Below are 19,567 nucleotides of genomic sequence, written 5' to 3'. Positions count from 1 at the left end.
AATGCATATTTTTCTGGAAATGCTTCAGCCCAAAAAATGTTCCCCGGATTCTCCCAAAAGACTGTAGCCTCGTGGGATGTCGTTCCCGCAGAGAGCGCTAAGAGCAGATTCTTCTGCATCGTTTGCTTCGATGGTTCTTTTCATCTCGTGTTGCCGGTTGGGTAACCTGAATTCCCGAGACTGTATAACTATGCCGCGCTTTCTTCAAGGAAGGGAATGTCGAGAGCCTTGAGTATCTGGCGTTGAGGCTTGGTCGGTTCGGTCAGGATGTGGCCGTAATCCCGCTTTCCGTCCAGATAAATATCAAGGTAGAATGAATGGTGCCCTTTTGTCAACATACCTCTTCAGCACCCGTTATCGCAGAATGATCCTCATAGAGCATGTCCTGTCCTGTGTTCCCAGTCAATTCCGTATATCAATGGTGCAACAAAAACCAGAGCCGTTCCGCCACCAAATACGAACAGGAACCCTTCATACGCAAAGGATGCAATAGCTGCGACTACTTGAGTTACGAACCAATCCTTTTCAATAAAAGACGGATCGATTCCTGTAAGCAGCGCCAGTTCGTCAAACTCTTCCTGCTCAGGACGCACGTTCATAGCTGACAAAGGCCCCCCGATAACCAAGCTTCCGGCTAATGCGCCCCTTCACACCGATCAGACGCCCGGTAGGAACCTGTGTTGTCTCTCCGGCATTGTAGGCGTTTTCAAGACGGGATGGAAGCGTTTCAATTCCCAGACGCTGCAGAGCTTCTTTGGCGATAACAGGCAATGGAGCAACGGGAACCGGCTCACCATTGATCGGCGACTTTTTCGCCTTGACATAAACACCATACCCCAGGCGAATCAGCTGCCCCTGTTTCGTCAACGTCCTGAGCACCCTTCCAACCTGGTCATAGTCGCTGATGTCACGGAAGTCATCACGGATAAAAACCGATGCTTTCGTCCGCGCCACTCTCGCAGTAATTCTAGCGCCTACCGTTCCCTTCCTACTCATTTTAAATAAAGGTCTTAATCAATCAAAAATACGACACATCCTCAACACAAATATACGACACTTCCAACCTAGCGGCAAAGGAAAGAAAGCAAGAATCCTTCCTATACATCCTTAAATTCCCGAGACTTTATAACAAAGGCCTATTTGCGCATAACAGTCAGTTTCTCAAAGAATTATCGGGGACATAGTTATAAATCAGCCGGGAATTAAGGTGGGTAAGGGTTCTTGAATATTCCGTTCGTTCTTGTTTCTATATGAGTTTGTATTCATGATAAAAGTCATTATTATACAAATATTTGTTGAAAACGGCCTAATATGATGAACTATGCTGCGCTCTTTTACTCTTGAGAACTTCCAGTCGTTTAGAGATTCTGTCCGGATCTCGCTGGAGCTGAACGGCCATCCCCCCGAGGACGGCAGGTCCGTTGGTCTTGCAGACGGTACCCGTCTGTCAAAGGCTGTCACCATCATCGGACCAAATGCGAGCGGGAAGACCGCTCTGCTCAAGTCCCTGGTTTTTGTGGACTGGTTCGTCAGGCACTCCTTCCAGGCAAAGCCGGACGAACCGATTCCCCTTTTTGCGCATTTTTCCAGAGAGTCCGAGCCCAGCACGTTCGAGGTTTCGTTCCAGCTGGACGGACGGGAGTGGCGTTACCGGTTGCGAGCTTCAAGGGAGCGGGTGTATCACGAGTCACTCTACTCCCGTCAGACCCGTTCCTTCTCCTATGTCTTTGTCCGCGACTGGAGTCCCGGGAAGAAGGGGTATGTAGTCAAGCAACGTCAGTTCGGCCTCCTCGGAAAGGAGGCCGGGAAAGTGCGCGAGAATGCATCGCTGATTTCGACAGCCGCCCAGTACGAAGTGCCTCTTGCACTGCGGCTGCTGTCAGCAAACGTCTGGAGTAATGTCCATGCATTTGGTCGGCTGGGGGCGGATCATAATCAGCTACTTCTGGCATCGGATTTCTATGCCGGCAATGCCAACTTCAAAACTCGGATGGCAGCCCTTCTGCACGAGTGGGATTTCGGCCTCATCGATGTGCAGATTGAGAAACAGGCGGTGAGGGATGAGGGTGGCACAGTCAAGGAGATCAATGTTCCGTTCGGCGTGCACCGGGTCGGAGGGAGGGAGCATCGCCTGATGTTCCTGCATGAGTCCAGCGGTACCCAAGGGGCGTTCGTTCTTCTCTCCCGCATTCTCCCTGCCCTGCAGTATGGGGGGCTGGCTGTCATCGACGAGCTTGAGGCTGATCTCCACCCCCATATGCTTGCCCCTCTCCTTGACCTTTTTTTCTCGCCGGCAACGAACCCGCACCATGCACAGATCCTGTTCACAAGCCACTCGATTGAGGTGTTGAGCCTGCTTCACAAAGCTCAGGTCGTGCTGGTGGAAAAGGATGATGAGGGCGTGAGCGATGCTTGGCGCTTGGACAGCCTCAAGGGCGTTCGTGCTGATGACAACCTGTACGCCAAGTACATGGCAGGCGCCTATGGCGCCATTCCACAGCTATGAGGATGGGGGTCCGACGACAACAGCGGCAGGTCAGAAAAACCCTGCTTGCGGTTGGTGAAGGGGACTCTGAGGTTGTTTTTTCTCACGCATCTTCGTGATTTGTATTGTTCCCGGAGGGAAGGGGTCAGTGTGAGCGTACGCAATGCCCATGGAAAAGGGCCCGAGCATGTCATCGGGTATGCCGTGAAGCTGAGTCAGCGCTTTTGTTACGATGCATGTGTCGTGTTGCTTGACACCGACATTGAATGGGCCGACCGGGTAACAAAGAGCGCACGAAAATCCGGCATCGAAATGGTCGGTTCTATGCCATGCCTTGAGGGGCTGTTGCTTGCGATTCTCGGCCACCGTCCGCCAGAACGGTGTCTGCAATGCAAGAAACAGATTGAGAAATTGCTCGACCTTGACCTGATGGAGCGTCAGAGTTATGCGGGTAGTTTTTCAAGGCCCGTGCTTGATCTGTCGAGGAAGGGGATTGCCGAGCTGGATCGACTGCTGAGGTGTTTTGAGGGATGTTGAATAGATCAAAGCGTTCCGGTTCATGTTATCGTCTCTATTGAGGAGCATCATCGTGCTGTTCGATCAGCCTTTTTTTCTGGAGGATGATGAGCGGGATGCCGAGCAGTTCGGCAGCCTTGGACGGGGTTATGCATCCTTCGCCCGGCGCACGCCACACAAACAGTTCGAAGAACTGCGAGGATTCTTCGGCCAAGGGCGGGCCCGGCTCCTTCTTTCGCCAGCCCCTGGCCGAAAACTGTTTGATCTGCTTCGTATAGACCGCATCAGTAATGATTTCGCACTGACGGGCCCGCATCAGCCAGCCCAGCATCGACAGGCCGAATTCATGCTTGAGTTTCAGTAACTCCTGCCATTCTATTTTCAAGTGCTCTTTGCCAAGAAGGAACTGTACCGAGGAACGGGGGGCAAGAAACGCACCTGCGAAGCGGTCGCATGCATTCTCTTCATCAATTCCGCCGCGAAGGCGCCCTGAGAGCAGCCTGTGACCGAGCTCGTGCGCAAGGGTAAAGCGCTGGCGGTCGCCCGGCCACCGTCGGGAAATAGCGATGAGGGGATATGTCCGCCCGGAAGCGGTGTGCGCTTCGGCGGTGAACCCGGAAAACCAGGGGGTCGTTCTCATTGAGCATTATGACGATGAATCCGAGGGCCTCAAGGCTGCCGCACAGGTCCGCAATCGGATCAATGCCGAGCTTCCACTCTTCTCGGACGGCTTCGGCGGCCGCTACGATTTGTAGCGGGTCGTCGATGTATGGCCTCACCCCTTCAGGTACTGTGAATGTGGGGATGGGCGGTTTAGGAAAGGCGTCGAGTAGCCGGACCCATCGTTCGGCGCGTTCGATGACTTTGAGCCGGATGGTTTCCCTGGCTGTTTTACCGAAGGTGGAGCGTTTTGGGAACTCTTCGTGACGGAGGGTCACGGACGATGTGCGGAAAAAGTATTCGGTACGGACATTGCACGCCTCGGCCAGTGCGAGCAGCTGCGATGAGGATGGGGTTATGACCCCTCGCTCGTATTTCTGGATGGCGGTATCTGAAACGCCCACCTCTGCACCCAGCTGCAGCAAGGTCAGTCCGGCTATCTGCCTTGCCTGCCTGATGCGTTCTCCGATCATCTTTCCTCCCGTAGAAAGGTTTGAGCTCTCGTTGAGTTTAGAAAATATTTAAACCAACCCAGCAACAACGAGGGTAATGCCAAAGGGTACTATGGAAAGGTCTTTCCGCGATTCGGTTGGCGCCCCCTGGATCGGTGAAGCGTCCTTTGTCGTGATTTGTTGCAGTACGGCCATGCAATGCCGGGATCTGTCGCTTTTATTGTTCTATCATGCCCGACATGTCGTAAAATTCAGTGTATACGCATCGCGAGGCCAGGGCAAACACCATTGAAAGCCTGTTCTACGGCTGCACAGCCATACCCGGATGAGGGCGTGTGGTCTGGTGGTTATGCAGAGAGATGGATTTCATGGTTCGTGCAGAGAGAGAGAGAGAGCAGTCTCTTCGGCCTCCAGAGCAGCAGGTCCCGGTTGTTCTGGATTTCCATACAGATCGTCGTATCTTTCAGGGCGTTTTCAAGCCGAAGCATCAACCCCGCCGGCCCCGTGCTCATTGCCGGCACCAACCTGCTATTACAGATGGCCATCATCCCGTTTCCCGGATTTTCTCCGGAGGCCGCGGCATGCTGGGACTCCGTTCCCCCGGAATTTCAGGAGCAGATTCTTGCCCATGTCTTCTGCACGAACTGCCGGAAAGGCGTTCCCATTGTCGGGTATTCCGGCTCAATGCTCGCCGGAGACCTCCTCCTGAAGGGGCGCTGCGGGGTGTGTGGCCATGAGGTCGCACGCCTGCTTGAGGGTCCCTTCAGTGATCCGGAAATTCCCTTTGGCACCACGTTCAGAGAGCCCACTGATCGTTATTACCTTATGCGCATCACCCTGCAGGACGTCCAGCCGGAGATATGGCGTCGTTTCATGGTGCCCGGGAGCATCACGCTCGACCGGCTGCACGATGTGCTGCAGGTCGTCATGGGATGGGATGACTATCATGTGCATCAGTTCACAATCGGCAGGACGTGCTTTATGGAGCACCTCGACCCGGATGATCCGGGCCGCCCTCTTGACGAAGCGGGCTATCGGCTGCAGGACCTCGTGCGCCGCAAAGGACGCCGGTTCAGCTACATCTATGATTTCGGGGACTATTGGGAACATGAGCTCACCCTTGAGCACAGCCGTTTCGAGCCCCGGGGCATCCATTACCCCGTCTGGTGCCTGGAGGGCGAGGGTGCGCCCCCGCCCGAGGATGTCGGAGGACCTGACGGCTTCAGCGAATTCTGCCGGGTGATGGCCGATCCCCGACACCCGGACCATGAGCAGTTCAGGGTGTGGTACGGCGAGCGCCAGCAGCCGGGTGGGGGTTTTGACAGGGCGAAGGTAGATATCCTTCAAATCAACGACCGGCTGGTGGATTACCAGCGGTGGACCCGTGACAGGCAGCTGCCCCGGGGGGAGTGGGAGATATGAAGAGGGGGCGGATGGCCACTTGATAGAATCGCGGGGAGAGGGTGAGCGGTTCAGGAGCAGTCATTATTGGTTGCTTTCCGGTTCCTTTCCGGTCCCTTTCCGGTCCCTTTCGGGGCCCTTTCCGGTTCCTTTATGGAACATTAATCTGCCCTTTGGTTCTGTACTGTATCTGTTGGCGCGCCTGCTGTTGGTTTTTTTGTCCTGTATATGCGGGATGGTCATTGCGGAATGTCCATTGCGGGATGTTGTGCCAGATTGATTTTTTTCAACATAATGCTTGAGGTGAGGTGCGTATGGTGGTTTATGAGGTTCGTGTATCGCTGCTCGGTGCAGAGCCCGCGGTGTGGCGGCGGATCAGGATTCCCGATGACGCTCATCTGGGTCTTGTCCATATGGTGATTCAGATGGTGATGGGGTGGGAGAACATGCATCTGCATGAGTTTGAGGGCGGCGAAGAGAGCGAGAGGGTGCGGTATGGTCCGATTGACGGTGATGAGGACAGTCCGGATGTGCTTGATGAGCGGGAGTATCTCCTGTCGGATCTGCTCCGCGAACCGGGTGACCGGTGTCTGTACTGTTATGATTTAGGTGATGACTGGCAGCATGAGGTTGTGCTTGAAAAGGTATCGGAAATCGGGGAGGATGATGATCCGCTCTGGTGCCTTGGTGGCAGCGGAGCGTGCCCGCCGGAGGATTGCGGAGGGGTGCCAGGGTATCTTATGCTGCTTGAAAGCTTTAAGGATGTTTTGGATGAAGAGGAGCATAAAGCGGCAGTGCAGCTGCTTGGCGAGGGGTTTCAGCCTGAGGCGTTTGACTGCAGTGTATTCAATGATCAGGTGAAGAACAGGTTTTCGGGCTCCCGTATGAGAGCCGTTGCTGAGGTTGAGCCGGGAGAGGAGTTTTTGATGGAACTTCAGGAGTTTCTTTCTTCGGATGCGCTTCCTGAAGGGGCGATGTCGATGCTTGCGCTTGACGGGCTGTTTTCGGCGCTTGCCGTTCATCCGGTAACCATCATGCCGAGCAGGTGGCTGCCGCTGGTGTGGGATATGGAGGCTCCGGGCCGGCAGCCGGATTTTGCTTCGAAGGCGGAGATGGAAAAGGGGATGGGGCTGATCTACGCATACTTCAACGCAGTGGTGCGTCAGCTCACCAATGATCCTGACAATTACCTGCCGTTATGTGAGAATCTGCAGTTTGAACCGGGTGAAGAGCGGCTGCAGGCGGCAGTGGACTGGTCGGCCGGGTTTCTGCTGGGCACAATGATTGATGAGGATGTGTGGACGCGGACCTATGGCGATGAGGAGGGACGGCGGGTGATGACGCCTTTTGCCCTGCTGTCGGGGGTGTTTGACGAGGAGTCCGGGGTTGATGAAAATGAGATGCTTGCCATGAAAGAGGATCTGATTGACGAGTTGGGCGGGTGTGTGCTGGACCTGCAGGAGTACTGGCAGCCGTGGCGTGAGGCATATCTTGCTGAGCAGGGCTTGAATCGGACGGTACGGGGCAGCCGGCAGCCGGGTCGGAACGACCCCTGCCCCTGCGGGAGCGGGAAGAAGTACAAGAAGTGCTGTGGCGGGGGAGACGGTGGCTGAGGGGTGTCCGGCACGGTGGCGCGCATCTCTTCTGAACAAAAACACTACGGGATGATGATGGATATTGAGTCGATGCTCCAGGGAGCAGGCAGGGATGAGCTGGTGGCCATGGTGGCGGGGCTTGCCCGCGAAGTTCCGGGGGTAGCCAGGTGGGTCCGGGACCGTGTTCAGCTGGAAAGCGGCAGCGTTGGACCGCTTGTTTGCGCCTTGCAGAAGGAGATCCGCGGGTTGACTTCCCTTGACGCGTGGTCGGATTACCAGGACTGCGGCGAATCGCTTCCCGATTATTCCCATGTTGAATTGCGCTTCCGGGCTCTTCTTGAGCGGGGGCATGCTGATGCGGTTCTCGATCTTGGCCGTGAACTGCTGCAGAGAGGCACGGTACAGGTCTCGAACGCCCATGATGAGGGCGAGACGGCCATGGGGATATCGGACTGCATGCGCTTGGTGCTGAAGGCACTGCCCGACACCAGGCGCTCGAAGCTTGATCAGCTGTCATGGCTCTTTGAGGCCCTTTATGAAGATGAATGCGAACTGCTTTCGGGTGTGGACGTCCTGCTTGATGATGCGCGCTACACCGCACCCGTCTGGCACGACCTTGGTGCTGTGCTTGAAGAGCGGCTGCGGGATATGTCGGTTCCGGAGTTCGACCGGTGGCGGGAGAGAGACCTGCGCACCGTGGTGGTCAGGCAGTTGATGGACGCGTACCGGCGGGCCGGTGAAGGCGGCAGGATCATTCCTCTGCTTGAAGCGGAGGCCGATGCCACCTGGGAGTATGATGCCCTTGTCAAGCTTCTGCTTGAGGCCGGTGACACAAATCGGGCGCGGCACTGGTGCAGAGAGGGATATATGCGGACCTTCAAGGATGCGCCCGGCATCGCCGCAAAGCTCCAGCGGCGGCTTCGGGAACTGGCGGAAATGGAGGAAAACTGGCTCATGGCGGCTGCCTACCGGGAAAAGGACTTTTTCGAGCGCCCGGGGGTGGAGGCGTTCAGGGAATTGCATAATGCGGCGGAGGGTGCGGGTGTCTGGCCGGCTGTCCGGGACTCTGTGATGGGATATCTGTTGAACGGACGCTGTCCCGCTTTTTCCGGTACGGAGCAAGGCGCATGGGTGCTGCCTGAGCCGGAGACCGGCCGGGCGGTTGTTCCTGAGAGCCGGGGCCCCCGGTCGTTTCCGAACCGGAACCTCCTGATTGAAATCGCCATCTATGAAATGCGCAATGATGATGCGGTCGCACTGTACCGGGATCTTTGCGGGCACGGGGGCTGTTACAGGGGCATCGGTGAACAGGTTGCCGATGCTGTGGCCGTAACCCATCCGGATCTTTCGCTCTCGATATGGCGCCTTATCATCGACAACCTGATTGGTGAGGTGAAGCCGAAGGCCTATATGGAGGCTTCCGGCTCTATGCTGAAGATGCAGAGGGTCTATAGGGATACAGGCCGGCAGGAAGAGTGGACTGCAATGCTCAAGGAGCTTCGGTTGCGGCACAAGGCAAAGCGGCGGCTGATGGAGGTGCTTAATGAGGTGGAGAAAAGTGTTGAGAAAGGTGTTGAGAAAAGCGGGGGGCCGGCGTGAGGGGCACTCAGCTGCCGTGCCGTGTATGCGGTCTTGAGCTGTGTCCCGAACGGATTGCTGCTTTGGGCTCCACGGAGCTCTTGATCCTCCGGACAGTTTCTTCTGCTATCCGGCGGGAAACGACATTCCACATCAGGGAGGCAATCCGTGTCACGATGGCCACGTCATCATCCGTGTAGTTGAAGGGCTTGTTTGCAACGCCGAAAATGGCTGCGACCTGACCGGATTTCTTGAGCGGTATGAGCAGTTCTCTGGAGATATGGCTTGGGGCATCAGAGGGTATGCCCCGTATTTTTCTGATGGATGCGCCATCATTATGGATTACAGCCTGCTTCGACTCTATGATATCTTTCCATACGTCCGACGAGTTCAGGTGGTCGCGTCGCGCGCTCACGATTCCCGCATGCTCGAGCATCCTGGCCGCGTTGCTTGACCAGATCTGAGCCGGCTGGTCCCCAATGCGTTCGTCCCCTATGAAATGGCAAAACCCCGTAGAGCTTTCCGTAATCTCTTCAGCGGCATTAAGCGCAGTCTGCAGCAGTACATCCACGCTGACAGACTCATCCATGCTGAAGAGCTGGTCAGTATAGGTTCTCACGGCATCAAGCCGCTTGTGTTCGGTAATATCTATTCCTAACGCAAGGACGCATGCTTCCCCATCCACCTCGATTCGTCGCCCTGAAATCGAACGCCAGACATACTCGGGTCCACCGTTCAGCAGCACCCGGGCTTCACCGGTTATTTCATTGCCTGAGCTGAGAATGGCTGAAAACTGCTCAATGGCAAAGGCCCGGTCATCGGGGTGAACGGTTGCCATCCCATCGATGCCGTACATTGCTTCCTCCGGCACTCCGGCAATGACATCGCGCATGAACGGGTTCCAGGCAATCACTTTGCCCTCTGGGTTCATGATGGAGAAGCTGCCTGGAAACAGCTCGTAGAACTCTCGTAACTGCTGGGTTCCCAGAATGTCTGAAAGCGTTACGTGTAAAGCGTTTGCGATTTTCTCGGCATTGGCTACCGTAATGTTCTGCTCTCCGCGTTCAACGGTTCCGATGTAGGTTCGGTGCAGGCCGGCGCATTCAGCCAGTTTTTCTTGAGAATAGCCCAAGGCCATGCGCCAACGTCGTACGCGAAGACCAAGAAGGCGGGTGATGCTGTCGGAGGAATCCACGGACATCTGTATCTACTGACTGGAACATACCTGGAGGAGTCGGGCGATCTGATGGGCCCTTATGTTAAGATAAATAACGTCTTGGGCTCTTCCGTGCAATAGACTATTGATAGCATCTTCTGGCAGGAAGCAGTTCTGTAAAGGCGGGATCCACAACAGGCTGGCGCTTTTTTGTTGTCGTGGTTACCGGATCAGGGTGAGGTGCAGGGCGCAACCTCCATCGTCGGCGGTTGCTGACAGCCGGAGCCCGTTTCGGGGCGTTGTGAAGAGCATGCTGCTGAGGACGCCGACCGCGGCTCCTGCGAGCACATCGTGCACATGGTGACGGTCAGCCTCTATCCGGCTGCACCCAACGAACCCGGCGAGGGCGTATGCAGGAAGGCCGTAGTTCCATCCGTACCGGGAACGCATGAACTCGGCGGCTGAAAAAGATACCGAGGTGTGTCCCGACGGGAATGAGTGCGTCCCTCCGTCCGGGCGGTCTTCATCAATGGCATATTTCAGTGCGTAGGTAACGCCAAGGGTCAGTGCGGTCGATTCCAGCAGCTGCACTGCGCCCTCTCTGTCTTCATGCAGCAGGCAAAGTCCCCCGGCAGCGGCAGGGAGTGCAGCCGCCAGGGCGGTCCCTGCCGTTTCGATGCCGTCGGCGGCATATGCCGGCCCTGATCTTCCGCTGAGTCCGGCAAGCAGCAGCCACAAGGCCGCAAGACATCTGAAATGAATTTTCTTCATGGAGGTAAGCGGGATATCGTTGTCTCGCCGCACTTCCTGCACGGCTTCCCCGGGCCGTCAGTCACGGACCATCTTGATTACGAGTATAGGGCTGTATGGCAATGTTACGAATAATGCGCAGAAAACCCGCAATACTTTCTTCCCCACGTCGTACCATAATAACTTGGATAGGACAGCCTTTGTACTATCCGGACCGCTATATTGATTTCTTTTTTCGGGATAATCTGCTATTAATAGTCGGTCTATGTATAGCATGTAGACTCTCGCGATGTCGAGTGGTATTATAGTGCCGATGTGTTTTGTTCTGTGTTTATCTGTGTGTTGTGTGACTTTTTGTGTGGCTATTCGGTGTAATTCCCTCAACGGCCTGGTCCTTCATTCCAAATGAGAGTACTCTATGTCTTCTGCTGGTGACATCATCCGTATGCTGGGAAAGAACATCCGGCATGAGCGTGTGAGGCAGGGGTTCTCGCAGGAGGATCTGGCTGAAAAGGCGGGATTGCACAGAACCTACATCGGCATGGTCGAGCGGGGTGAACGCAATATCACGCTCCTGAATTATGCCAAGATCGCAGATGCATTGAATCTGGCGATGCACGACTTGATGAAGGACCTTGTTTACCCCCCCCCCCCCCCGAAGCAAACATCCAAAAAGAATAGGGTTGTAGGGCTTCTGGCGGGTCGCTGCCGGTTTTTATTTATTGAAGCGCGGCCGGGATCGGGTTTGGGAGTTTTCTCTCCGAGAACTCTTCATGTGTAACTGAAGGTAGCGAAGCTTTTCCTGTTTTTTTCTCCCCCTCCATACCCCCAAAATCCCCTATGAGATACCGTCAATTCATTGTTGCGGCTGCGGCGCTTGTTGTGCTGCCGGCTTGTGTGTTTGCTGAAAATGCGGCCACTTCAGGCAGTGCGTTAAGCGCCGCTCAAACTGGCTCCATGATGATGCCATCAGTTTCGTCATTTGTTGCTCCAGGTGGAGTTCAGCAGGCTATGCCCATACCCCAGAGCATGAGGCCTGCACAGAGTGCGTTAGTTGATGATAACCCGGTAGTACCCGATGCTCAGATTGCTGGGCCGTCACTCAATATTACCAGCAGTTTTCAGGAGTATGTTTCTGCGACAACCGGATCCGCTCTTCCTGTCTTCGGGCGAGATCTGTTTACAAAGGTTCCTTCTACTTATGCCCCCCTCAATGCGGTTCAGGTCAATGCCGATTATGTCATTGGCCCCGGTGATGTCCTGCAGATTCTCGGTTGGGGAATGATTGATGTCAATATTTCCTTGGCAGTCAACCGTGATGGAACCATCTATCTTCCGAGAGTCGGTCAAATCCATATCGCAGGTGTCCGGTATCGTGACCTTGACGCGCATCTTAGAAAAGCTGTCGGTCGGGTGTTCACCAACTTTGAACTCAGTGCCACGGTTGCACGTACCCGAAGCGTGCAGATTTATGTGACCGGTCATGCTCTTCGCCCAGGGACCTACACCCTCAGCGCAATGAGTTCCCTGCTCAACGCCTTGTTCGCTTCCGGCGGTCCATCGGTAACTGGCAGTATGCGCAATATCAAGTTGAAGCGTTCTGGCTCCCCGCTTGTATCATTTGACTTGTATGCCATTCTTCTGCATGGCAACACGTCCTCTGACCTCTCGCTTCGAGATGGCGATGTCATATACATTCCAGCAATAGGCCCGCAGGTTGCTGTGTTCGGTGATGTCAAGCAGCCGGCAATTTTTGAGCTGAAAGAAAAAGCCTCCGTGGCTGATCTTCTCATGTGGTCCGGTGGTTTTGAGTCGGCCGCTGACCTCACAACAGTCATCGTTGAAAAAAATGTAGACCATCGGTACAAAACCATCAAGGAGCTGAAGGCTGACTGGATATCAGTACAGAACGAGCTGGCGAAGCTTCCGCTTGTCCCGACCGACATTATCCGCATTGTGGCCCCTTCGGCCGTGCCGATCCAGGCTAAAATTGAACGCGCTTTTGTGCGGGTCGACGGATCTGTAAAGCAGAACGGTGTTTTTGAGCTACAGCCATCGGAGACACTGAAAAGCCTTATGGTTCGTATTGGTGGTATATCCAAAGATGGTTATGTCTATGGAGCCCAGCTGAATCGTGAAAGTGTGCGCAGGGAGCAGCAGGTCAAGATCGATGAAGCGGTTGATCGCTATGAGAAAGAGATTGATATCAGCGTTAAGCAACGCCTGAAAAACGCAACCGACCAGGCAGAAACGGCCAATATCAAAGGCGAGTACGAAGCCTCGCGCAATCTGGTCCGGAAACTCCGTGCTGTGAAATCACAGGGCAGGATAATTTTGGATATCTCGAGTGCTGATGCAGGCATCGATGCATTGCCCGACTTCCCCCTGCAGGATGGCGACAGGATTTATATTCCCGAAAGACCCTCAACGGTCGATGTCATCGGCGCCGTGTACCAGCAGAACACCTTCATCTTCAAAGATGAGCGGAGCGTGAGCAACTATCTGGCTCTTGCTGGTGGGGTCAGTCCTACCGGTGACCGGGGAGCAGTGTACCGCATCTGTGCGGATGGTACGGTAAAAAGCCGTCGCCACAGCGGAGGCTCGGATGTAAGCCCGGGTGACGCAATCGTTGTTCCCGAAAAGCTTTCGCGCGGCAAGAGCCTGACACAGTCGCTGAAAGACTGGACCACCATCCTCTACCAGTTCGGTCTTGGTGCCGCCGGCCTCAACGCACTGAAATAATCCAGCTCACTTCACGGTAATCAACGCATCTCATACTCATGGCAGAATCAATACTTCCAGCTCAGAGCAGGCAGCCAGCAATGCAGGACGGCTACGAAGACGAGATCAGTCTGCTTGATCTCGCCATCACCCTTGCCAAGTACAAGAAGCTCATCATCGGGGCTCCCTTTGCGGTCGCGGTAATCGTATCCATCTACACCCTCTTCCAGCCGAACATCTACACTGCCGATACCCGCATTCTTCCCCCGCAGCAGCAGTCGAGCGCATCGGCCATGCTCAGCCAGCTCGGTGCTCTCGGCGGGCTTGGCGGCAGTTCCCTCGGCATCAAGAACCCCAATGACACCTATGTGGCAATGCTTGAGAGCAGGCCCCTGCAGAACAACATGATCAAGCGCTTCAAGCTGCAGGATGTATACAAGGCAGAAACCCTTGCCGATGCACGAGAGGCGCTCGGTGATGCGACAACGGTGACAACGGGCAAGGATGGGCTCATCACCATTGCGGTCGATGACCAGGACCCGAAGCGGGCTGCAGTACTTGCCAACGGGTACACGGAAGAGCTCCAGAAGTTGACGCAGGTGTTTGCGGTCACTGACGCTTCACAGCGCCGCATCTTTTTCGAGAAGCAGCTCAATCTGGCAAAAGAGGGGCTGGCCGATGCTGAAGTCAGCCTGAAGCAGCTGCAGCAGAGAACCGGGGTCCTTCAGCTGGACGCGCAGGCCGGCCAGCTGATGGGAACCGGGCAGGCTCCCGACATCGCCCTCCGTTATATCCGCAAGGTCCGCGATCTCAAATATGCCGAGACTCTCTACGAAATCCTTGCCAAGCAGTATGAAATGGCCAAGCTCGATGAATCGAAAGAGAGCACTGTCATCCAGGTGCTCGAGAAAGCCGTTGTGCCAGAGGATAAGTCAAAACCGCAGCGGAGCAAGATTGTGCTGATTGCGGCACTGGCTGCAGGGTTCCTTGCGGTCCTGTATGCATTTGTTGCTGAAGCCCTCCAGAAGGCCAAAGAGGATAAGGAGCAGGAAGCCCAGCTCGATGCATTGAAAGCAAATCTCCGCTGGTAACCCTTGAATCCCATCATTGCTATGCCGGGTATCCGTACCACCCTTATTCTGTTCTTTCTGCTGTTTATTGCTCCTCTCGGGGGCAGTGCGCAGCAGCCGGACTTGATCGACCGTTTCGACATAACAGCCGGCACGGCGGTCTCCTCGGACGACCACCCTCCGTTCTGGATGTGGGCAAACCGTGACGGCATTATTCCCGACGACAGCGGCACTACATCGTTCACCCGCCTGCAGCTTGGAAAAGAAGCCGATGACTACAAGCGGTTCGACTGGACATACGGTCTTGATGTGACGGCAAGAACAGCGGGTGATTCCGATGTGCTGTTTACCGATGCGTATGTCGGCTTCAAGTTCAGCGATCTCCATCTGACACTCGGCCGCAAAAGCGAGTTCTTCGGCCTTGCCGACAGCCTCCTCACCGTCGGTCCGGAAGCCTACAGCCGCAACGCACCGCCCATACCGAAAATAGCTCTATCCACCAACGGGTTTGTCGATGTCGCCGACTGGCTCGGAGTCAATGCCTACTTCGCGCACGGATGGTTGGGCAGTGAGCAGTATCTGCCCGATGCGTACCTGCATGAGAAGTTTCTCTATCTCAAACTCGGAAGTACGGTGCCTGACGAGGGCATAAACTTTCTTGCCGGCATCCATCACCTTGCCGAATGGGGCGGAGAGGGTCAGCCGTCCGGGTTCAAGGATTTTCTCCGCATCCTTGTCGGAAAGAGCGGGGATGAGAGCGCAACGGAGAGCGATCAGATCAATGCGCTCGGCAACCATCTCGGCTCAATCGAATACGCCCTGCAGTTCAAGGGGTATTCCCGCGACTGGTACCTCTACATACAGACCCTGTTCGAAGACGGCAGCGGCCTGCGCTTCTGGTACCCTGCTGATTACCTCGCTGGTCTTTCCCTCATCAACAAGGAACCCTCGGACCACTTCCGGCGATTGAATGTCGAATACATCGATACCCGGAGCGGCGGCAAAACCCCTACTGAACCCGACAACTACTTTACCAACGGCACTTATGGGGGCTGGGTGCATGAGGGGTGGGGAATCGGCCACCCGTTCATCCGGTTTATCTCCCTTGCAAATAACGGCTACAGCCCGCTCAACCGCATTACGGGTGCCAACGCATCCCTGATGCTGCAGTATGGAGAGATGCTCAACCCGCTGCTGCGTGTGGCCTGGGTGCGCAACTCCGGCAGTTTCAGTGCGCCCCTTGAAGGTGAGGAGCAGACCTACCTTGTCTCGCTTGACGTTACCAACACGATGTACCTTAAAGACGGCTGGTCGTTCAGTCAGCAGCTGAGCCTCGATACAGGGAGCGGGAGTGAGCTGAATCCGGGTATGCTGCTGAGGGTAACGAAATCGCTGCTCTGAACTATGGCGCAGCTCTATGCATAATGTCGCAGAAGTCGCAGATGTCTTTCATGCCTCGATGATCTATCCACCCATCATCAGTGCCGGAGTATCGGGCGCACTGGTGCTGAGCAAGTCCTGGCATGGAAAGCACTCATTCGACTCTCATGACGGGATCCAGAAGTTCCATGACGAACCCACCCCGAGGATTGGAGGAGTAGCTCTCTATCTGGCACTTTTCGTCGCATGGATGCTGCTCCCCGATGCAGCAGGCCGTCTGCTCGGCCAGATGCTTCTTGCCTCTGTTCCGGCGTTCGCCGCAGGGCTGACGGAGGATTTTACCAAACGCGTGGGTGTCGGTGAGCGGCTTCTTGCAACCATGCTCAGCGGACTTCTCGCTGCAATGCTGACCGGGTATGCCATTACCCGCAGCGATATTGCCGCTCTTGACCGCATTGTTGCCCTCATGCCAGTCTCCCTTGCTGTTACGGCATTTGCGGTGGGTGGGGTAGCAAATGCCGTAAACATCATCGACGGCTTCAACGGGCTCGCTGGCGGTGTGCTGATGATCTGTTTTACGGCGCTCGGCCTCATAGCGCTGTCGACAGGAGATCTTGTGCTGGTGCAGCTCTGTTTTCTGTTGACCTTATCGGTTGGCGGATTCATGATGCTGAACTTCCCGTTCGGCAAGATCTTCATGGGGGACGGGGGAGCCTACTTCATGGGATTCATGCTGGCCTGGGTCGCCCTCATGCTTCCCATGCGCAACCCTGCTGTTTCCCCGTGGGCCTCTGTTGTGGTGTGCTCCTACCCTCTCATTGAAACCCTGTTCAGCATACTGCGCCGTCTTATCAACCGAACCGGACCCGGTGCTGCCGACTCGCAGCACCTGCACAGTCTTATCAAGCTTAAGATCATCCGGCGTTACTTTTCCCGCTTTCCAAGACGGCTGCGCAATGCGATGGTATCACCCGTCTCTTGGGTCCTCACGGCCATGTTTGCCGCTCCAGCCCTGTGGTTCAGCACCAAAGCGGCTGCACTCCAGTTCATTTTGGCTCTCAGTGTTGCCGCCTTTGCCCTCTTGCACGCCCTCCTGTATCGGATGGCTGCCGTCGAACAGGAGTAGCGGGACCGGGGGGATTTCTGGGCATTGTTTCGGATGCATGCAGTTTATTCCCTGTAGCCCTCATCCGTATGGTTTCAAGTGCAGTTCGCTTTATGGTATATATTTTTTATATGTATGTTGTGTATCGTCATACTCTACGATGAGAGGCACTTGCACAAAAGTCACTTCAGTCTGTTCGGTTTTTTGATGAGTATTAGGGAAGAATGCCTATATTTTCAGCTACCCGGCACGACCGCAGGCCGCATCACCAGTGCGGGTCTACCGTTGCCAGCTGAAAATACCATGGCAATGCCCCTTCTTCTGTAGCTGAAGGAAGCGAAGCCTTATGCTTTATAGTGGTGTTTTGCGGTTGTTTCGGGGCAATTTCCCCTCTTTATATACTGCAAAACCGCATTGCACATGCATGATGCTCCATTGTCCACTGGTAATCCCCAATTTCAGCGCCCCGATCCCTACGACGATGAAATCAGTCTCCTTGACCTCGCCATAACCCTCGCAAAGCACAAAAAGCTCATTCTCGGCCTGCCGATTGCCGTGGCCGTCATTGTCGCTGCGGTGACCCTGTTTATGCCGGTCACGTATACCGCTACAACTACATTGCTGCCACGGGGCGAGGACAAGAACATATTTGTTTCTCTCATCGAGAGCCAGCCGATGGGCGACAGTCTCGTTGCACGGTTTGATCTTCAGAAGGCTTACGGCGTTACGAGCCTGCGTGATGCAAGAGCGGTGATTACGGAGGCCACCAGTGTCAAGCTTGAAAAAGACGGGTCGATCACGCTGGATGTTGATGACAGCAACCCCGAAAGGGCTGCGGCTCTTGCCAACGCCTATCCCGGGATGCTTCAGAAGCTGACCAGCCAGTTCATCCTGACTCCTGCTGCAGAGCGGCGCATGCTTCTTGAAAAGCAGCTGCCCGATGCCGAAAGGACGCTGGAAGAAGCTGGTTCGGCCATGCAGGAGGTGCAGGCGGGTGCGAAATCAGGCTCGATGGGCGGGAACGTTGCCTCTCTCGTCAAAGCTGCGTCCGAGCTCAAGGCCCGCATTGCGATGAAAGAGGTTGAACTGGTGGTCATCGGCAATATCGATGCAGGCACCTTTCAGGACGGCCTTCCCCGCCAGCAGCTGAACGCCCTCTGGGAAGAGCTTGCCGCCGTCGAGAACAACCCGGCGTTCATCAGTCGGGTTTCAAGTAAAGAACAGGCATATATCCGCGCCGTCGGCGCCCTCAAATACGCTGAGACCCGGCTTGACGCCCTGCGTCGCCAGATCGAGCTCGCAAAAGTCGCTGAACAGCGTGAGGCACCGAGGGTGCAGGTGCTCAACAGGGCTGATGTGCCGCTGGACCCCTCAAAGCCCCAGCGCTCGAAGATTGTTCTCATCGCGGCCCTCGCAGCAGGGTTTCTCGCCGTGCTCTGGGCCTTTGTTGTTGAAGCATTGAAGAACGCCGCTGCTGACAGCGAGCAGCAGTCGAAGCTGAGGCAGCTCAGGGAGTCCCTCGGCTGGCAGTGATTGTTCCTTTTCATTTCTTTTCCAACACGCCACCATCCCAACCGCCAGCATTTAATGCCTCAGCAACTTCAGCTTGTCGAACCCTCGACGGCGGCGCTCGTCGGACTGACGAGTACCGCCATGTCGGTGCTCATCGTCCTCACGGGGCGCTGGCACGGCAAGCATACGCATGATTCATCGGACGGGGTGCAGAAGTTCCATACAGCCCCAACCCCCCGTATTGGCGGGCTTGCCATTTTTGCCGCACTGTTTGTTGCCTGGCTCCTGCTTCCAGCAGGCAGCGGGCTGCTTCTCGGGCTCATGCTCATAGCCGCATTGCCGGCATTCGTGGCGGGCTTCATTGAAGACCTCACCAAACGGGTCGGCGTGAGGGACAGGCTTCTGGCGACCATGCTGAGCGGTGTGGCCGCGTGGTACCTGACCGGCTACAGCCTGACGCGGGTCGATGTGCCGGGGTTCGATGTTCTGCTTCAATGGATGCCCTTCACCGTTGCCTTCACCGCTTTTGCCGTCGGCGGGGTGGCTAACTCCATCAACATCATCGACGGGTTCAACGGCCTTGCCGGAGGTGTACTCATGATCTGCTTCGGCATGCTCGCCGCCATCGCCTGGCAGGTGGGCGACACGCATCTGGCCAAGCTCTGTATTCTCTTTATCCTCTGCGTTGCAGGGTTCATGTTTCTCAACTTCCCCTTCGGCAAGATCTTCATGGGGGACGGCGGGGCATACCTCATGGGGTTCCTGCTCGCCTGGACGGCCGTCATGCTGCCTGCCCGCAACCCGTCAGTCTCCCCATGGGCGCCCATCGTGGTATGCTCGTACCCTCTCATAGAGACCCTCTTCAGCATGTTCCGGCGCATATGGACCCGCAGCCATCCCGGCCAGCCGGACACCAACCATCTGCACAGCCTCGTGAAGCTCAAAATCGTGCGGCGCTACCTCAGCCGCCCGAAACCCAGTCTGCGCAACGGTGCGGTCTCTCCGTTCTGCTGGGTGCTTGCGTTTTGTTTTGCTGTTCCGGCAACCTTTTTCTACGGCGATACAGGAGTGCTGATGGTTTCTGTGCTCGGTATATTTCTGGTTTACGGGGTCATGCACGCTGCGCTCTCAAGGATGCCTGTTGTGGAGGACGGGGGCGGGGCGTCCCGCTGAGGGTTGCAGGCTG

The 19,567-nt window shown here is 55.7% G+C and carries 19 protein-coding genes; 12 read left to right on the top strand and 7 right to left on the bottom strand.

The annotated features are described in order from the left end of the window. Positions 1-188: 188 nt before the first annotated feature. From PLUT_RS11805 to PLUT_RS09800, 3 genes are read right to left on the bottom strand one after another with little or no spacing between them, the layout of a single operon-like run. On the bottom strand, positions 189-338 hold the full coding sequence (locus PLUT_RS11805) for a hypothetical protein (RefSeq protein ID WP_157858188.1): 150 nt from the start codon (positions 336-338) through the stop codon (positions 189-191). 33 nt (positions 339-371) lie between these two features. Then, positions 372-599: a hypothetical protein gene (locus tag PLUT_RS09805; RefSeq protein ID WP_041463926.1), complete on the bottom strand. Its 228-nt coding sequence runs from the start codon at positions 597-599 to the stop codon at positions 372-374. Beyond that, a complete protein-coding gene (locus PLUT_RS09800) occupies positions 583-954 on the bottom strand; it encodes a DUF6088 family protein (RefSeq protein ID WP_203415234.1) in 372 nt (123 codons plus the stop codon). Before PLUT_RS09800 ends, PLUT_RS09805 begins: the two co-directional genes overlap by 17 nt. A gap of 367 nt (positions 955-1,321) precedes the next feature. On the opposite strand from PLUT_RS09800, the gene PLUT_RS09795 reads away from it, so the two are divergent. Both PLUT_RS09795 and PLUT_RS09790 read left to right on the top strand, forming a co-directional pair. Continuing rightward, on the top strand, positions 1,322-2,506 hold the full coding sequence (locus PLUT_RS09795) for an AAA family ATPase (protein ID WP_011358615.1): 1,185 nt from the start codon (positions 1,322-1,324) through the stop codon (positions 2,504-2,506). A 129-nt stretch (positions 2,507-2,635) separates the two neighbouring features. Next, positions 2,636-3,022, top strand: coding sequence for a hypothetical protein (locus PLUT_RS09790; protein WP_041463925.1), 387 nt, complete (start codon positions 2,636-2,638; stop codon positions 3,020-3,022). 34 nt (positions 3,023-3,056) lie between these two features. Here PLUT_RS09790 and PLUT_RS11935 read toward each other — a convergent pair whose 3' ends face one another. Both PLUT_RS11935 and PLUT_RS11930 read right to left on the bottom strand, forming a co-directional pair. Then, the gene (locus tag PLUT_RS11935; protein ID WP_420825883.1) at positions 3,057-3,563 is read right to left on the bottom strand and encodes an ImmA/IrrE family metallo-endopeptidase; all 507 of its coding nucleotides are present in this window, start codon (positions 3,561-3,563) and stop codon (positions 3,057-3,059) included. Beyond that, positions 3,469-4,134, bottom strand: coding sequence for a helix-turn-helix domain-containing protein (locus PLUT_RS11930; protein ID WP_203415233.1), 666 nt, complete (start codon positions 4,132-4,134; stop codon positions 3,469-3,471). Before PLUT_RS11930 ends, PLUT_RS11935 begins: the two co-directional genes overlap by 95 nt. A 354-nt stretch (positions 4,135-4,488) precedes the next feature. Between PLUT_RS11930 and PLUT_RS11925 the strand changes: the two genes are divergently transcribed. The 3 genes from PLUT_RS11925 (at position 4,489) to PLUT_RS11920 (ending at position 8,708) form a co-directional block, all read left to right on the top strand. After that, positions 4,489-5,535, top strand: a complete 1,047-nt coding sequence (locus PLUT_RS11925) for a plasmid pRiA4b ORF-3 family protein (RefSeq protein WP_203415232.1) — start codon at positions 4,489-4,491, stop codon at positions 5,533-5,535. A gap of 293 nt (positions 5,536-5,828) precedes the next feature. Further along, the gene (locus PLUT_RS09775; RefSeq protein ID WP_011358612.1) at positions 5,829-7,127 is read left to right on the top strand and encodes a UPF0149 family protein; all 1,299 of its coding nucleotides are present in this window, start codon (positions 5,829-5,831) and stop codon (positions 7,125-7,127) included. 51 nt (positions 7,128-7,178) lie between these two features. Then, the gene (locus PLUT_RS11920) at positions 7,179-8,708 is read left to right on the top strand and encodes a hypothetical protein (RefSeq protein ID WP_041463924.1); all 1,530 of its coding nucleotides are present in this window, start codon (positions 7,179-7,181) and stop codon (positions 8,706-8,708) included. Between the two features lie 7 nt (positions 8,709-8,715). Here PLUT_RS11920 and PLUT_RS09765 read toward each other — a convergent pair whose 3' ends face one another. Beyond that, positions 8,716-9,888 (bottom strand): GAF domain-containing protein, encoded by a 1,173-nt coding sequence (locus PLUT_RS09765; RefSeq protein WP_011358610.1) that lies wholly within the window; start codon positions 9,886-9,888, stop codon positions 8,716-8,718. A gap of 177 nt (positions 9,889-10,065) precedes the next feature. Next, a complete protein-coding gene (locus PLUT_RS09760) occupies positions 10,066-10,614 on the bottom strand; it encodes a phosphatase PAP2 family protein (protein WP_011358609.1) in 549 nt (182 codons plus the stop codon). A gap of 424 nt (positions 10,615-11,038) precedes the next feature. Between PLUT_RS09760 and PLUT_RS12025 the strand changes: the two genes are divergently transcribed. The 7 genes from PLUT_RS12025 (at position 11,039) to PLUT_RS09720 (ending at position 19,554) form a co-directional block, all read left to right on the top strand. After that, the gene (locus PLUT_RS12025) at positions 11,039-11,374 is read left to right on the top strand and encodes a helix-turn-helix domain-containing protein (RefSeq protein ID WP_081423712.1); all 336 of its coding nucleotides are present in this window, start codon (positions 11,039-11,041) and stop codon (positions 11,372-11,374) included. 59 nt (positions 11,375-11,433) lie between these two features. Continuing rightward, a complete protein-coding gene (locus PLUT_RS09750) occupies positions 11,434-13,335 on the top strand; it encodes an SLBB domain-containing protein (RefSeq protein ID WP_041463923.1) in 1,902 nt (633 codons plus the stop codon). A 38-nt stretch (positions 13,336-13,373) separates the two neighbouring features. Then, positions 13,374-14,405: a Wzz/FepE/Etk N-terminal domain-containing protein gene (locus PLUT_RS09745; RefSeq protein WP_011358606.1), complete on the top strand. Its 1,032-nt coding sequence runs from the start codon at positions 13,374-13,376 to the stop codon at positions 14,403-14,405. 3 nt (positions 14,406-14,408) lie between these two features. Further along, positions 14,409-15,785, top strand: a complete 1,377-nt coding sequence (locus PLUT_RS09740) for a capsule assembly Wzi family protein (RefSeq protein ID WP_238974591.1) — start codon at positions 14,409-14,411, stop codon at positions 15,783-15,785. Between the two features lie 16 nt (positions 15,786-15,801). Continuing rightward, positions 15,802-16,890, top strand: coding sequence for an MraY family glycosyltransferase (locus PLUT_RS09735; protein WP_011358604.1), 1,089 nt, complete (start codon positions 15,802-15,804; stop codon positions 16,888-16,890). Positions 16,891-17,289: 399 nt separating this feature from the next. Then, a complete protein-coding gene (locus PLUT_RS09725) occupies positions 17,290-18,402 on the top strand; it encodes a Wzz/FepE/Etk N-terminal domain-containing protein (RefSeq protein WP_011358603.1) in 1,113 nt (370 codons plus the stop codon). Positions 18,403-18,456: 54 nt separating this feature from the next. Further along, complete coding sequence (locus PLUT_RS09720; protein WP_011358602.1) at positions 18,457-19,554, top strand: MraY family glycosyltransferase; 1,098 nt, start codon at positions 18,457-18,459, stop codon at positions 19,552-19,554. Positions 19,555-19,567: the final 13 nt, after the last annotated feature.

The sequence above is a fragment of the Pelodictyon luteolum DSM 273 genome, from assembly GCF_000012485.1.
Taxonomy (GTDB): domain Bacteria; phylum Bacteroidota; class Chlorobiia; order Chlorobiales; family Chlorobiaceae; genus Chlorobium; species Chlorobium luteolum.
This window is presented reverse-complemented; position numbering and strand designations above follow the sequence as displayed.